Origin of the sequence: Actinomadura rubteroloni (assembly GCF_002911665.1) — a bacterium.
GTDB lineage: Bacteria > Actinomycetota > Actinomycetes > Streptosporangiales > Streptosporangiaceae > Spirillospora > Spirillospora rubteroloni.
The window spans coordinates 190,247-203,494 of sequence record NZ_MTBP01000001.1; the positions used below are offsets into that span (position 1 = coordinate 190,247).

General features: G+C 72.0%; 14 protein-coding genes. 6 read left to right on the forward strand and 8 right to left on the reverse strand.

Going from position 1 to position 13,248, the window contains the following annotated elements; genetic code table 11:
• Window positions 1-87: 87 nt before the first annotated feature.
• The gene (locus tag BTM25_RS00960) at window positions 88-1,530 is read right to left on the reverse strand and encodes an MFS transporter (protein WP_235827988.1); all 1,443 of its coding nucleotides are present in this window, start codon (window positions 1,528-1,530) and stop codon (window positions 88-90) included.
• 102 nt (window positions 1,531-1,632) lie between these two features.
• Here BTM25_RS00960 and BTM25_RS00965 point away from each other — a divergent pair, with 102 nt between their 5' ends.
• Window positions 1,633-2,031 carry a MarR family winged helix-turn-helix transcriptional regulator gene (locus BTM25_RS00965; RefSeq protein ID WP_103560872.1) on the forward strand — a complete coding sequence of 133 codons (399 nt, stop codon included), beginning with the start codon at window positions 1,633-1,635 and terminating at the stop codon, window positions 2,029-2,031.
• 23 nt (window positions 2,032-2,054) lie between these two features.
• Here BTM25_RS00965 and BTM25_RS00970 read toward each other — a convergent pair whose 3' ends face one another.
• Window positions 2,055-2,516 (reverse strand): MarR family winged helix-turn-helix transcriptional regulator, encoded by a 462-nt coding sequence (locus BTM25_RS00970; protein WP_103560873.1) that lies wholly within the window; start codon window positions 2,514-2,516, stop codon window positions 2,055-2,057.
• Window positions 2,517-2,597: 81 nt separating this feature from the next.
• On the opposite strand from BTM25_RS00970, the gene BTM25_RS00975 reads away from it, so the two are divergent.
• Both BTM25_RS00975 and BTM25_RS00980 read left to right on the forward strand, forming a co-directional pair.
• Window positions 2,598-3,461 carry a haloalkane dehalogenase gene (locus BTM25_RS00975; protein WP_103560874.1) on the forward strand — a complete coding sequence of 288 codons (864 nt, stop codon included), beginning with the start codon at window positions 2,598-2,600 and terminating at the stop codon, window positions 3,459-3,461.
• A 25-nt stretch (window positions 3,462-3,486) separates the two neighbouring features.
• Window positions 3,487-4,614: an alpha/beta hydrolase gene (locus BTM25_RS00980; protein WP_103560875.1), complete on the forward strand. Its 1,128-nt coding sequence runs from the start codon at window positions 3,487-3,489 to the stop codon at window positions 4,612-4,614.
• Here the strand turns inward: BTM25_RS00980 and BTM25_RS00985 are convergent.
• The 4 genes from BTM25_RS00985 to BTM25_RS29010 all read right to left on the reverse strand — a co-directional run bounded on the left by BTM25_RS00985 (window position 4,595) and on the right by BTM25_RS29010 (window position 7,856).
• A complete protein-coding gene (locus tag BTM25_RS00985) occupies window positions 4,595-4,861 on the reverse strand; it encodes a hypothetical protein (RefSeq protein WP_103560876.1) in 267 nt (88 codons plus the stop codon). The two genes, BTM25_RS00980 and BTM25_RS00985, sit on opposite strands and share 20 nt — an antisense overlap.
• A 26-nt stretch (window positions 4,862-4,887) precedes the next feature.
• Window positions 4,888-5,892, reverse strand: coding sequence for a bile acid:sodium symporter family protein (locus BTM25_RS00990; RefSeq protein WP_103560877.1), 1,005 nt, complete (start codon window positions 5,890-5,892; stop codon window positions 4,888-4,890).
• A gap of 40 nt (window positions 5,893-5,932) precedes the next feature.
• Complete coding sequence (locus BTM25_RS00995) at window positions 5,933-6,793, reverse strand: isocitrate lyase/PEP mutase family protein (protein ID WP_103560878.1); 861 nt, start codon at window positions 6,791-6,793, stop codon at window positions 5,933-5,935.
• A 340-nt stretch (window positions 6,794-7,133) separates the two neighbouring features.
• The gene (locus tag BTM25_RS29010) at window positions 7,134-7,856 is read right to left on the reverse strand and encodes a YgjV family protein (protein ID WP_146058913.1); all 723 of its coding nucleotides are present in this window, start codon (window positions 7,854-7,856) and stop codon (window positions 7,134-7,136) included.
• 221 nt (window positions 7,857-8,077) lie between these two features.
• On the opposite strand from BTM25_RS29010, the gene BTM25_RS01010 reads away from it, so the two are divergent.
• Entirely contained in the window at window positions 8,078-8,911 is an 834-nt protein-coding gene (locus BTM25_RS01010; protein ID WP_103562661.1) for an undecaprenyl-diphosphate phosphatase, read from the forward strand.
• A 43-nt stretch (window positions 8,912-8,954) separates the two neighbouring features.
• Window positions 8,955-9,566: a hypothetical protein gene (locus tag BTM25_RS01015; RefSeq protein ID WP_103560880.1), complete on the forward strand. Its 612-nt coding sequence runs from the start codon at window positions 8,955-8,957 to the stop codon at window positions 9,564-9,566.
• Here the strand turns inward: BTM25_RS01015 and BTM25_RS01020 are convergent.
• Window positions 9,563-10,672, reverse strand: a complete 1,110-nt coding sequence (locus tag BTM25_RS01020; protein ID WP_103560881.1) for a hypothetical protein — start codon at window positions 10,670-10,672, stop codon at window positions 9,563-9,565. The genes BTM25_RS01015 and BTM25_RS01020 overlap by 4 nt on opposite strands.
• Before the next feature lie 449 nt (window positions 10,673-11,121).
• On the opposite strand from BTM25_RS01020, the gene BTM25_RS01025 reads away from it, so the two are divergent.
• Window positions 11,122-11,517, forward strand: a complete 396-nt coding sequence (locus BTM25_RS01025; RefSeq protein ID WP_235827990.1) for an ATP-binding protein — start codon at window positions 11,122-11,124, stop codon at window positions 11,515-11,517.
• Window positions 11,518-11,551: 34 nt separating this feature from the next.
• Here BTM25_RS01025 and BTM25_RS01030 read toward each other — a convergent pair whose 3' ends face one another.
• Window positions 11,552-13,168: an AMP-binding protein gene (locus BTM25_RS01030; RefSeq protein WP_103560882.1), complete on the reverse strand. Its 1,617-nt coding sequence runs from the start codon at window positions 13,166-13,168 to the stop codon at window positions 11,552-11,554.
• Between the last annotated feature and the right edge of the window lie 80 nt (window positions 13,169-13,248).

The following is a 13,248-nucleotide window of genomic DNA, read 5'->3' on the forward strand; positions in this document are numbered from 1 at the left end:
CCGCCCCCTACCCCGGCGGCCCCCGGCTACGCGGAACGGGCCGGCGCCGCGGTCTCCCGCGACGCCGGCCCGCAGCCGGCGGAGCCGTCAGGCGTGCGCCCCCTGGCGGCGGCGCGTCAGCAGCGGCACCACGTTGAGCGCCAGGCCGACGAGCCCGACCGCGGTCACGAGGTTCACGCCGGGGTGGAACGGGGCGAAGCCCCCGCCGTCGCCCGTCCCGTCCGTCGCGACCAGCGCCGTGACGACGGCCAGCACGAGCGCCGCGCCGACCTGCCCGGACGTCTGGACGAGCCCGGACGCGAGCCCCTGCTCGCTGTCCTCGATCCCGTCGGTGGCCTGCGCCATGATCGAGCTGAACCCGAAGCCGAACCCGCCGCCGAGCAGGATCATCGTCGGGAAGATGGTCGTCAGGTAGTCCGGGTGGTCGCCCGCCGTCAGCAGGAACCAGCCGTAGCCGAGGCTGAGCGAGACCATCGAGCTGGTGATCAGCTTCGGCGTGCCGAACCGTCCGATGAGGTTGCCCATGAACGGGGACACGGCCGCGACGATCAGGCCGACGGGCAGCAGCGCCATCGCCATCCGCAGCGGCGACCAGTGCAGGACGTCCTGGAGGTACAGGGTCATCATGAACTGGAAGCTGAGGTAGGAGCCGAACAGCGCGATGATGCTGAGGTTCGCGCGGACGATCGTCGCGACCCGCAGGATGCCGAGCCGGACGAGCGGGTGCCGCACCTTGGTCTCGGCGAACACGAACCCCGCGAGCAGCGCGACCGCCACGACGACCGACAGCAGCGTCAGCGGATCGGTCCAGCCCCGGTCGGGAGCGGACACGACGGTGTAGACGGCGAGCAGCATCCCGGCGGTCAGCGTGACGGCGCCGATGATGTCGTGGCCGCCCTCTTCCGCCTTGCGGTCCTTCGGGATCAGGAGGAGGCCGACGACCAGGGCGGCCAGCGCCAGCGGGACGGGCGTCAGGAACGTCCAGCGCCAGCCCGCACTGGTCAGCAGGCCGCCGAGGATCAGTCCGGACGAGTAGCCGCTGGCTCCGAAGATGGAGAACACCGACAGCGCCCGGATGCGCGCCGGTCCGTGGAAGGTGGTGGTCAGGATGGACAGGGCGGTCGGCGCGGTGAAGGCCGCGGCGAGGCCCTTGACGAAACGGGTGATGATCAGCAGCGTGCCGTTGTCCACGAGCCCGCCGACGAGCGAGGCCGCGGCGAAGACGCCGAGCGCGATCAGGAAGACGCGGCGGCGGCCCAGCAGGTCGGCGGTGCGCCCGCCGAGCAGCAGCAGTCCGCCGTAGCCGAGGACATAGCCGTTCACGATCCACTGGAGTGAGGTCGTGCCCATGTCCAGTTCGGTTCCGATGGACGGGAGCGCCACGCCCACCATCGACACGTCCAAAGCGTCGAGGAACAGCACGGCGCACAGCACCGCGAGGATGCCCCACAGCCTGGGGGTCCAGCTCTGGTTGACCGGCTCCGCCGGCGCGTGGGCAGCGGTGACACGGGAAGTTTCGGTGGTGGTCACGTCAAAGGACGATACATGCACATGCATTGATTGTCTACGCATAAGATCCTTAAGCAACTAATGTAGCTGCATAAGATGCGCGGAGATGGTAGGATGCGCGGCATGGAGCCGGAAGAGCATGGCTTGGTCGAGCGGTGGAGGTCCCTGCTGACCTGCTACAACACGGTCGCGTGCCATCTCGACCGCCTGTTGCAGGAGAAGCACGGCCTCACGATGAGCGAGTACGAGACGCTGGACCGTCTCGCCGAGTGCCGCCGCGACTCCCAGCGCATGCAGGATCTGGCGGGTGAGATGTATCTCAGCCAGAGCGCTCTTTCCCGCACCGTGGGACGGCTGGAGAAGCACGGGCTCGTCGCCCGGTCGCTGTGCTCGTCGGACCGCCGGGGCGTGTTCGTCTGCATCACCCCGGAGGGCCGCGCCCGGCACGAGAAGGCCCGCGCGACCCATCGCGCCGTCCTCGCCGAGCACCTGGTCGCCGAGGACCTGCTTCCCACGAGGTGAACGGACGGGCGTCCGCCCGAGTTTCAGCGCGCCGGGAAATGGTGCTCGTAGAGCCGTTCCAGCAGGTTCTTCAACTGGGCGCGCTCGGCCGCGTCCAGGGGGGCTAGCAGTTCGTCCTGGACGCCGTCGATCAGCGCGTCGAGCCGCCGCACGCGGTCCCAGCCCGCGGGCGTGATCGTGATGACGTTGCGCCGCCGGTCGGACGGATCGGGCGCCCGCTCCACGTACCCCTGCACGGACAGCTCGTTGAGCACCGCCACGAGATCGCTCCGGTAGATCCCCGACACGCGGCTCAGCTCCGCCTGGCTCACCGGGCCCGTCTCGCGTAGCGCGGTCAGTACCGCGTAGTGCCAGCGGCGGGCGTCGGCGGTGGCGAAACCGTCGGTGACCAGGCGGTCCGCGACGGCCGAGACGTGTCCGACGAGACGGGTCGGCAGTGCGCGCAGCCGCGCGGACCCCGAGCGCGCGGGCATGTCGTCCGGCATGGTCGGCTCCTTGCGTTAGTCGGACTAACGGTTTACGTTCGTTAGTGACATAAACGTTAGAGCAACGAACGAAGGACCGCCATGCCTGCGATCGACGTACTCGACTCGACCGTCCACTACCGCGAGTCCGGAAACGGAACACCATTCGTCTTCCTGCACGGCAACCCGGCGTCGTCGCACATCTGGCGGAACGTCCTGCCCGGCGTCGGCGGCGCGCGGCTGCTCGCGCCCGACCTGATCGGCATGGGCCGGTCCGGCAAGCCCGACATCCCCTACCTTTTCGCCGACCACGCGCGGTACCTGGACGCCTGGTTCGACGCCCTCGGCCTGGACGGCGTCGTGCTCGTCGGCCACGACTGGGGCGGCGCGCTCGCGTTCGACTGGGCGTCCCGGCACCCGGACCGGGTGAAGGGCGTCGCGTTCCTGGAGAGCGTCGTCCGTCCGCTCCCGTGGGACGGCCTGTCGGCGGCGGCGCGGGAGCGCACCGAACTCGTCCGCACGCCGGGCGCGGGCGAACAGATGGTGCTGGAGGAGAACCGGTTCCTGCTGACGGCGTTCAAGGGGGCCGTCCTCACTCCCGTCGGCGACGCGGACTACGCCGAATACCTCGCGCCGTTCCCGACGCCCGAGAGCCGCCGCCCGATCCTCGCCTGGGCGCGGCAGTTCCCGCTCGGCGGCGAGCCGGCCGAGGTCGCCGCACGGCTGGACGCGTTCCGGCCCTGGCTCAAGGACAGCGCGGACGTCCCCAAGCTGCTCCTCACCTTCGACGGCGCGGGCACCCTGCTCATCGGGCCGGACACGGTCGCGTGGTGCGCGGAGAACATGGCCGCGCTGGAGACCGTCGCGTGCGGGCCGGCCGGGCACCACGCGCCCGAGGACCGTCCGGACGAGATCGCCGCCGCGCTGTCCGCCTGGGCCGGACGCCACGGGTTTACCTCGCGCTGACATCTCCGGCGGCAGAATCGACGCCGTGTTCGGTCCGCAGGGCGTCGTCGTCCTGGTGCTCCTGGTGCTGGCGTTCGCCGGCCTGGCCTGGGTGCTCGCGCGGCGGGGGCCGCTGGCGCTGCGGGTCCCGGCCGGTGCGCTGGCGTTCGTCGTCGCGGCGGTGTTCGGTATGGCCACCGTCAATCGCTACTACGACTACTACGAGACGTGGGGCGATCTCTTCGGGGATCTGTCGGGCGCGTCCGACGGCGTCCAGGCGCTCCCGCCCGCGGCGGGCCGCGCCCTCGCGACCGGCGGACGCCGCGCCGACCGGGGCATGCTCGCCGACATCGCGCTCCCCGGCGCGCGCAGCCGCATCGCGCGGGACGGTCTCGTCTACCTGCCGCCGCAGTACTTCCAGCCCGCGTACGCACGCGCCCGTTTCCCGGTGCTGGAACTGCTGCACGGCTCGCCGGGGCAGCCGTCGGACTGGCTGACGGGGCTGCGGGTCGAGAACGCGTTCCGCCGCGTCCTGCACGACCGCGCGGCGCGGCCCGCGATCCTCGTCATGCCGGACATCAACGGCGCGCAGGCCGGACGGACCGGATCGCAGTGCCTCGACCAGCCCGGCGGCCCCCGCGACGACACGTATCTGTCCGCCGACGTGCCCGCCGACGTCGCCGCGCGGTTCCGCGTCCGGCCCGGACGGTCGTTCGGCGTCGCGGGCTTCTCCGAGGGCGGGTTCTGCGCGGCGGACCTCGCGCTGCGCCATCCCGGCCTGTTCGCGGCGGCCGGGTCGATGAGCGGCTACTTCCAGCCGCTGCCCGAGCACGGGGCGGACCCGTTCCGCGGGAACGCCGCCGCCCGGCTCGCGAACGACCCGCTGTGGCTGGCGTCCCGTCCGGCGCGGCACCTGCCGGCGTTCTGGCTGATGGCCGGGGGCGCCGACCGGGGCGACGTGGAGAGCGCGGGGATCTTCCGGTCCGTCCTCGCCGCGCACGGCGCGCACGTGCCGCTGGTGACGATCCCGCACGCGCGGCACACGTTCGCGGCGTGGAAACCGGCCCTGCCGCGCCTGCTGACGTGGATCACCGGTCGGCTGCCGCCGGTCGCGCCGTGCCCGGGAACGGGTGTCCCCGGGCACGGCGCGGCGGTCACTTGCCGGGGGACATGACGGGCGCCGAGCCCGTCGCCTTGTTGATGATGTCGCTGCCGGGGCTGCCGTCGCCCTTGGCGAGGTTGCCCGAGCGGTCGATCTCCAGGAGGCTGTCGTTCCCCGCGTCCGACCCGGTGTTGGCGGTGTTGAACGTGTTGACGCCGACGTTCGCGAGGGACGGCCCCGTCGAGGCGGTCGCCGTCCCGGCCGTCCCGAGGGCGAGCAGGCCCGTGACCAGTGCGGTCGCGAGCGTCCTGATGAGCATGGGGGTTCCTTTCGGGAGCGCGGCGGTCAGGCCGCCGCGGGAACGGGTTCGGGGACGCCCCGGCGCGTCGCGAACCGCTGCGCGAGCCAGGAGCACACCAGCAACTGGAGCTGGTGGTAGAGCATGAGCGGGAGCACGGCCGTGCCGACGCCGGCGCCCGCGAACAGCACGGTCGCCATCGGCAGCCCGCTGGCGAGGCTCTTCTGCGAGCCGCAGAACAGCGCCGCGATGTGGTCCTCGCGGGAGAACCCGGCCGCGCGGGAGATGAGCGCCGCGACGGCCATCGCGACGGCCAGCAGCACCGCGATGACGAGCCCGAGCAGGCCCAGCTCGCGCACCGCCAGCCCGTGCCAGATGCCCTGGACGACGCCCAGGCTGAACGCCGTGTAGACGACGAGCAGGATCACGCCCCGGTCGTACAGCGAGAGCTGCTTGCGGTACGCCCGGACGCGGTCGCCGATCCACCGCTGCGCGACCTGCCCCGCGAGGAACGGCAGCAGCAGCCGCACGACGATGTCGCCGACCGACCCGAGCGAGAACCCGCCGCCGCCCGCCGACATCAGCGCGGCGGCCAGCACCGGCGTCAGCACGACGCCGAGGACGCTCGACAGCGACGCGCTGCAGATCGCCCCCGCCTCGTTGCCCCGCGCGATCGACGTCAGCGTGATCGACGACTGGACGGTGGACGGCAGCACGCACAGGAACACCACGCCCGCGTACAGCGGTTCGCGCAGCACCGTCGGCACCAGCAGCGAGCACGCCAGCGCGAGCAGCGGGAACACCACGAACGTCACCGACGTGATCGCCGCGTGCAGCCGCCAGTGCCGCAACCCGCGCAGCGCCTCGGACGTGGACAGCCGCGCACCGTAGAAGAAGAACAGCAGCGTGATCGCGACGTTGCCCGTCCAGTCGAGGACCTCGGCGGCGGTGCCGCGCGCGGGGAGCACCGCGGCGATTCCCACGGAGCAGAGAATCGCCGCGATGTAGGGATCGACGCGCAGCCGCGTCAGCGTCGCGGAGACAACGCGCATGTCCGTCCTTCGCTCCTCGCCGTGCCGATCCCGGTCCGCGTCACACCCCGGCCCTCGCCGGCTTCGCGTGGTGGCGGCTCATGTTGCGCTCCAGCAGCGCCAGCGACTCCTTCACGCCGACGCTGGACGGCGTGATCTCGGGGAGCCGGCCGTCCTCCTCCTTGAGCCGGGCGATGGCCTCGTCCATCGCCGACTGCGCCGCGAACAGGCACGGCGTGCTGTAGATCGCGACGTCGACGCCGAGATCGGTCAGCTCCGACAGCGACAGCCGGGGCGACTTGCCGCCCGCGATCTGGTTGAACAGCAGCGGCTTGTCGCCGATGACCTCGCGGACGCGGTGGATCCAGTCCACGCTGCGCACGCCGTCCACAAGGATCACGTCGGCGTCGGTGCGCGCGAGGGCCTTGGCGCGGAGCAGGATCTCCTCCTCGTCCGTGGCGTCGGTGCGCGCCACGACGACCAGGTCGCGGCGGGTCGCGAGCACCAGTTCGAGCTTCTCCAGGTACTCCTCCAGGGGGAGGATCCGCTTGCCGTCGACGTGCCCGCAGCGCCGGGGACGCGCCTGGTCCTCCAGGATCACGCCGGACGCGCCGGTCATCTCGAGCTGCTCGATGACGTGGCAGGCGACCTCGGGGTCGACATAGCCGTCGTCGATGTCGACCAGGAGGTGCTGCGCCGGGAACGCGAGCCGCAGCCGCTGGACGAACGCCACGATGTCGGGCCAGGCGATGAAACCGATGTCGGGCAGCCCGTAGTGCGAGGCCGCGAATCCGAACCCGGACACGAACAGGCCGTTGTAGTGTTTGGCGGCGACGGAGGCGGAGAACATGTCGAAGACTCCGATGAGCGGGGTCACGCCCTCGGACAGGATCGCGCGGCGCAGCGCGTCTCCGTAATTCACTGAACTCACTCCTTGGGGCTCGGGGTGGTGTGCGGGCGGGGGCCGCCGGGCGGCGGGATCGCCCGCCCCGGGAAGCACGGATCATTGCCATTCCGTGTGACCCAAGTTACTCATGAAAGTTTTAAAGCTTGAGTAATCAGTGCGCCTCTACGCTTCAAAAACAGGGACGTTTCCCTTCGGCTTTATCGACCGATGCGCCGAGTTCCTCCCATGATCTCCGGGAAAGGAACGCCCATGTTCGTGAGATTTTCCGATCATCGCCCGGTCATGCCCGCCCCAGCTCGGCGAACCGCCGCGTGCGCCATAAGGCGAAAAGCCGCACAGTGGGGGGTTCGCGTAATTACCAGCGGCGGGGGCGAAGGGTGAAGGCGGCGACGGTGTAGGCGATCGTCGTCAGGACGGGGAGCACGATCAGGGACGAACGCCAGACGTCCAGCAGGGAGAAGAGGATCCAGCCGCCGATGAACGTCATCCAGCCGGCGAAAAGGGGGACGCGGCCGAAGGTCGCCGCCGACAGGAAGATGAGCAGCCCAGCCCAGAGGATCGTCCAGGAACCGGTGAGCCAGTCGCCGGGCGGGTATTCCTGGGTGTGTTCTCCCAAAGCCGCGCGAACCACGTGGTGTTTCCAGTAGGAGACTGCGACGTGGTCGTTCTTCTTCGCGGCTTCGTAGAAGGACTTGGAGACGTCCAGTTCTTCCGTGCGGGCCTCGGTGGTGCGGACCTTCACCAGGTAGCTCGTCGTCGTGGTGTCGGCGCGGAGCGGGAGGTGGACGGCCAGCGGGGGCGCGACGTGGAAGGGACCCATCGGGGGTGCGGGCGGGGCGGGCGGGGGCTGGTAGGGCGTCGGCGGGTCCTGGTGCGTCGTCACGACGATCCGCTTGCTCAGGACCACGGCGTCCACCGTGCGGACGCAGTCGGGCGCGGGCGTGCCGACGCACGGCGACGCGTGGCGGTAGGCGGAGATCTCGGCGTACGGGCCGACGGCCTGCCGGACGCCGAAGACGACGCCGGCGAGGCCGAGGGCGGCGACGGCGAGTTGGAGCGCGCGGGCCGCCGGGGTCATCGGGCCGACGGACGGACGGGGAGCACATCCATGCGGCAAGGATGACGTCCGCCGCACCCGCCGGGAAGCCCCTTTTCCCGGCCGCGCCGATCATGAACAATGGGCGAACGTCGAGTGAACACCCGTCCACAGGCCCAGCGTTTGGGCACTTTCGCCCAGGTTGGGACGGTTCACTGGTCGCCGGCCGACGCCGGCCGGTCGAGGCAGAAGGGCAATCCCGCGTGAGCGCAATCAGTGTCTGGCAGTCCGTCGTGCTCGGGGTCGTGGAAGGGCTCACCGAGTTCCTGCCGGTCTCGTCCACCGGGCATCTGAAGATCACCGAGGGGCTGCTCAACATCGACGTCGGCGACAAGTCCGTCGTCGGGTTCACCGCCGTCATCCAGGTCGGCGCGATCGCGGCCGTCCTGCTGTTCTTCCGCAAGGACATCACCCGGCTCGTCGTCGCCTGGTTCCGCGGGATCGCGAACAAGGAGAAGCGCGGCCACGATTACCGGCTGACCTGGTGGATCATCTACGCGACGATCCCGATCGTCGTCGTCGGCCTGCTCGCCAAACCGCTCATCGACGGGCCGCTCGCCTCGCTCTGGGTCGTCGCGGGGTCGCTGATCGTCGGCAGCGGGATCATGGCGCTCGCCGAGAAGTACGGACGGCTGGCCAAGAGCGAGGACAAGGCGACGCTCACCGACACGATGGTCGTCGGGTCCTCGCAGATCCTCGCGCTGCTGTTCCCGGGCTTCTCCCGGTCCGGCGCGACGATGTCGGCGGGGCTGCTGCGCGGCCTGGACCGTCCGGCCGCGACCCGGCTGTCCTTCTTCCTGTCGCTGCCCGCGCTGACCGGCGCGGGGCTGTACGAGCTGAAGGACGCGGCGGGCGGCGACACTTCGATCGCCGCGCTCGCCGTCGGGACGGCCGTGTCGTTCGTCGTCGCCTACGCGTCGATCGCGTGGCTGCTGCGCTACGTCGCGAGCCACTCGTTCGCGGCGTTCATCATCTACCGGCTCTGCGTCGCGGCGCTGCTGATCGGGCTGCTGGCGGGCGGCGGCCTCACCGCCTGACCCCGAAGGAGATTCGGTCCCGGGCGTCGCTAATGTCCGAGTCATGAAGCGGGCCGGACGGGAGATCATCGAGGCGTGCCGGACGAGCTTCGGCCCCGCCCCGCGTCCGCTGCCGGGCGACCTGCGCGCCCGCGCGCCGCTGTGGCTGCGCAGCCGCCCGCGCGACGAGCTGTGGGACGTCGTCCGCGACCACGACGCGCTCCTCACCCACGGGACGGTCGTGTGGGGCAGCGTCGTCCAGGCGCACCGGGCGCTGCTGCGGCCCGGCCGGGGCGACCGCCCGGCCGTCGTCGTCTACTCCCCCGACCCCGCGTTCGACGACATGCCCGACGAGCTGCAGGACATCGCGTCCGCGCTGTTCGCCGTCAAGGGCACCGCGCCCGGCGACCCGGGGCTGGCGGCGTTCGCGGCCGTCCTCGCCGACGAGCGCCGCCGGGTCGCGCGCCTGGCCGTCCCGCGCGGGCTCGTCGGGAGCCTGCCCGCGTTCGCGACGTCGCTGCTCGTCCGGCGGCGGCACCTGCCCGGCGGCTACCTCGGCGCGGGCACGTTCCCGCTCGTCGTCCGGGCGGAGCGGCCGGGAGCGCTCGTCCTGCCGGGCCGGTTCTGGCCGGACCGGCTGCTCGGCCTGTGGCGCTCGGCGGCCCGCTCCGGCTAGGTCGTGGGGACGGTCTTGTGGTCGCGGCGGCGCCGTCCGACGTAGGAGCCGTCCCGGCGCTGCTCCTCGGCCGCGGGCGGCTCGGGGGCGGGCTCGGGGGCGGGCCCGGGCGTCGGCGCGGCGAGCGGCATGACCGGGTAGGTCCCGGTGCGCCGCGTCGGGCGCCGCGCCGGCTCGGGGTCGGGCGCGGGCTCCCGCGTCGGCCGGGGCGGGTCGGCGCGGCGCAGTTCGTGGCGCGGGAACGTCAGCACCGCGAGCCCGGCCAGCAGGACGCTCCCGCCGCGCAGCATCGCCATCGTCCGGTCGTGCGGCCAGGGTTCACCGAACAGCAGCGTGGCCGAAACCAGAATGTGCGCCTTCGCTGTGACAGTGAGGACGGTGACGAGGATCGTCAGGCGGCAGCGCTGGAGCCCGATGGACAGCAGCCCGATGCCGAGGAGGCCCGCCAGGACGAACAGGTAGACGTGCGGCGTGGTGAACGGGTTGTGGTGCCCCTGCTTGTAGAGCAGCTCCATGCCGAGCCCGAACGTCTCCGCCACGCCGAGCATCGCCCCCGCGCCGATGCCGTAGGCGATGCCGGTGATCGCGCGCGCGTGCCGCCCGGTCGTGACGCGGTCGCGGAGCATGAACATCCACAGCGGCAGGAACAGCGACGGGACGACCACGAGCGCGATCGCCCACAGCGGCGGCACCGTGGCGAGGCGCGGACGCTCGACGGTCTCCGTCCACGGCCCGGGCGCCCCCGCGACCGAGAGCGCGGCGGTGGCCATCGCGGCGACGACGATCGCCATCGCGAACCACTCGCGGCGGGTGAGCCGCTCCCCGAACCGGACCGCTCCGATGACGAGCAGCACGACCAGGCTCCCCGCGTAGGCGGGCAGGGCGCTCGCGATCGGCAGGGTCAGCAGGGCGAGGTCGGCCATCGTGAAGCCCGACAGCAGGATGATCAGGCCGAGGACCCAGCCGGGGCTGCGCGCGACGCGGCCGGTGGTCTGGAGCGGACGGCGGGCCGAGAGCGTGGGGAGGGAGCGGGCGGCGGACTTGAACAGGACGAAGGCGACGACGAAGAGCACTTGCGCGGCGCAGGCCAGCAGCGGCGCTGTCATGAACACCCCCGGGGTGAGGCCCGCTGAACGGGCCAGAGGTGACCCGGCCCGTCCGGCCGGGCGAACTGCCTATAGTCCGGATAGTGACATAAGACACTCACGGAATATTCAGCCCAGATGACGGAGAATGCCGTCCCGCCTCGTGCTGCGGTGAGTAATCCGGGTACCGAGGTTTGTTCTTTTCGCGCGGCGGCGGGAACGGGCAGGGTAGTAACGTTGCGGAAGGTCCCCCCGCGCCCGGCCCGCGGCCGGTCGGCGTCCGTCCGCAAAAGTCAAGATCAAGTGACGCAGCGCATTGCCGATGACTCAGCGTAGGTGAATGATTGCGTTGCGTTCCCGTCCTCTCAGTGTGGTGATCCCGTGACACTCGGCCCGCCAGCCAGCACCGCTCCGCCGCGTACCGCCGTCCGGCGCGCCGCGTCGTGCGCCCCCGCGCCGGAGCCGCTGCCGTGACCGCCGACATGGAGCCGGTGGGCGACCCGTTCACCTGTACCGGGGAACGCGCCGCCGGGCAGGCCGCGCGGCGGATCGTCCGGGAGCGGGCCGCCAAGGTCGTCGGGGACGCCGAACGGCTGGACGACATCGAGCTGATGACCGCCGAGGCCGTCGCCAACGCGGTGCTGCACGGGTCGGGACTGATCACCGTGGACGTCCGGACGGACCGGCGGCTGCTGCGCGTCGAGGTCCACGACGAGGGGCCTGGCTCCCGCGACGACCGGGGCACGCTGCGGCTCGACCACGGCCGGGGGCTGGTCGTCATCGACGCGCTCGCCGCCGAGTGGGGGCTGGAGCAGAGCGCGCACGGCACCTACCTCTGGTTCACCGTGGACGTCCCCCGGATGTGACCGCGGCCGGGACGGACCCGGCCGCGGCGGGGCGTCATTCCGGTGCGGGCACCTGGACGAGCACGCGGCGCAGGACCTTCCCGGTCGCGTTGCGCGGCAGCTCGGCCGGGAAGTGGACGTCGCGCGGGACGGCGAACCGCGCCAGGTGCTGGCGGACGTGCGCCTTCACGGCCTCGGCGTCCAGCGGCTCTCCCGCCGGGTCCAGGACGAGGTGCGCCGCGAGCCGCTGCCCGAACTCGGCGTCCGGCACGCCGACCACGACCGCCTCGCGGACCTGCGGCAGTTGCAGCAGGACCTCCTCGACGGCGCTCGGGAAGATGTTCTCGCCGCCGGAGACGACCATGTCGTCGTCGCGGCCGTCCACGGTCAGCCGGCCCGCCTCGTCCATGTGGCCGAGGTCGCCGAGGCTGATCATCCCGTCCTGCATCTCCTTGGTGGCGCCGTTGGTGTACCCGGCGAACATCAGCTCGTTCGCGGCGAAGATGCGGCCGGTGACGCCGGTCGGGACGGGCTTGCCGTCGGCGTCCAGGATCGCCACGCGCGTCCCGGGCGGCGCGGTGCCCGCGCAGCCGGGCTTGGCGCGCAGGTCGGCGGGCGTCGCGATCGTCACCCACGACGCCTCGGTCGAGCCGTACAGGTTGTAGACGACCTCGCCGAACAGGTCCATGAACGCGGTGGACACCTGGCCGGGCAGGGCCGAGCCGCTGACGGCGCAGATCCGCAGCTTGCTCGTGTCGTACTTGGGGAACGTCTCGCCGGGGAGGTCGAGGATGCGGCGCAGCATGACCGGGATCGCGATGAGCGTGGTGGCGCGGCTCTCGGCGAGCCGGGCGAGCGACCGCTCCGGGTCGAAGCGGCGCTGCAGGACCATCGTGGCGCGCAGCGAGATCGCCGCCTGGAGCATCGCGTAGCCCCAGGTGTGGAACAGCGGCGCCTCGATGAACATCGTCTCGTGGACGCGCAGCGGGATCCGGGACAGGATCGACGCGAGCGGCTGGAGGCCGGGGTTGGAGTGCCGGTTGGCGCCCTTGGGCGTGCCGGTCGTCCCGGAGCTGAGCATGATCGTCCGGCCGGAGCGGCGCGGCGGCTCGATCTCGACCTGCGGGGTCGAGGCGATCAGCTCGTCCAGGCCCGAGTCGCCGCCGCCCGCCGTGATGGCGTGGACGCCGTCGGGGACGGCCGCGAGGAACTCGCCGAACTCGTGGTCGGCGATCACGACGTCGACGTTCTGCTCCTTGATCACCGTGACGAGCTGGTCGACGCTCATCCCGGTGTTGAGCAGGACGGTGTCGGCGCCGCGCTTGCTGGCCCCGACGAGCGCTTCGAGCATGCCCCGGTGGTTGCGGCACAGCACCGCGACCGTCGGCGGCTCGCCGAAGCGGCCGAGCGCGGCGGCCAGCCGGTCCGTGCGGGCGTCGATCTCGCCGTAGGTGATCGCGCCCTCGTCGTCGAGCACGGCCACCCGCTCGGGGTCGCGGGCCGCGGCGGACACGAAGGTGCCGCCGAGGTTCGTCCCCCAGCGCCGCAGCGCCGAGAGCTGCCGCGCGACGCGCTGCGGCGGACCGGGCTTCCACAGCCCGCTGCGCGCGAACATGCCGCCGACCCGTGCCGCCGACCGTGTCCGTTCGCCGATGTTCGAGGATCCGCTCATCTGACCTGTCACCCGCCGACCGTCATCACCGGCCGGCGTGCCCGGCCTCGGAGATGACCGTAAAGCCGCGGGGGCGGCCG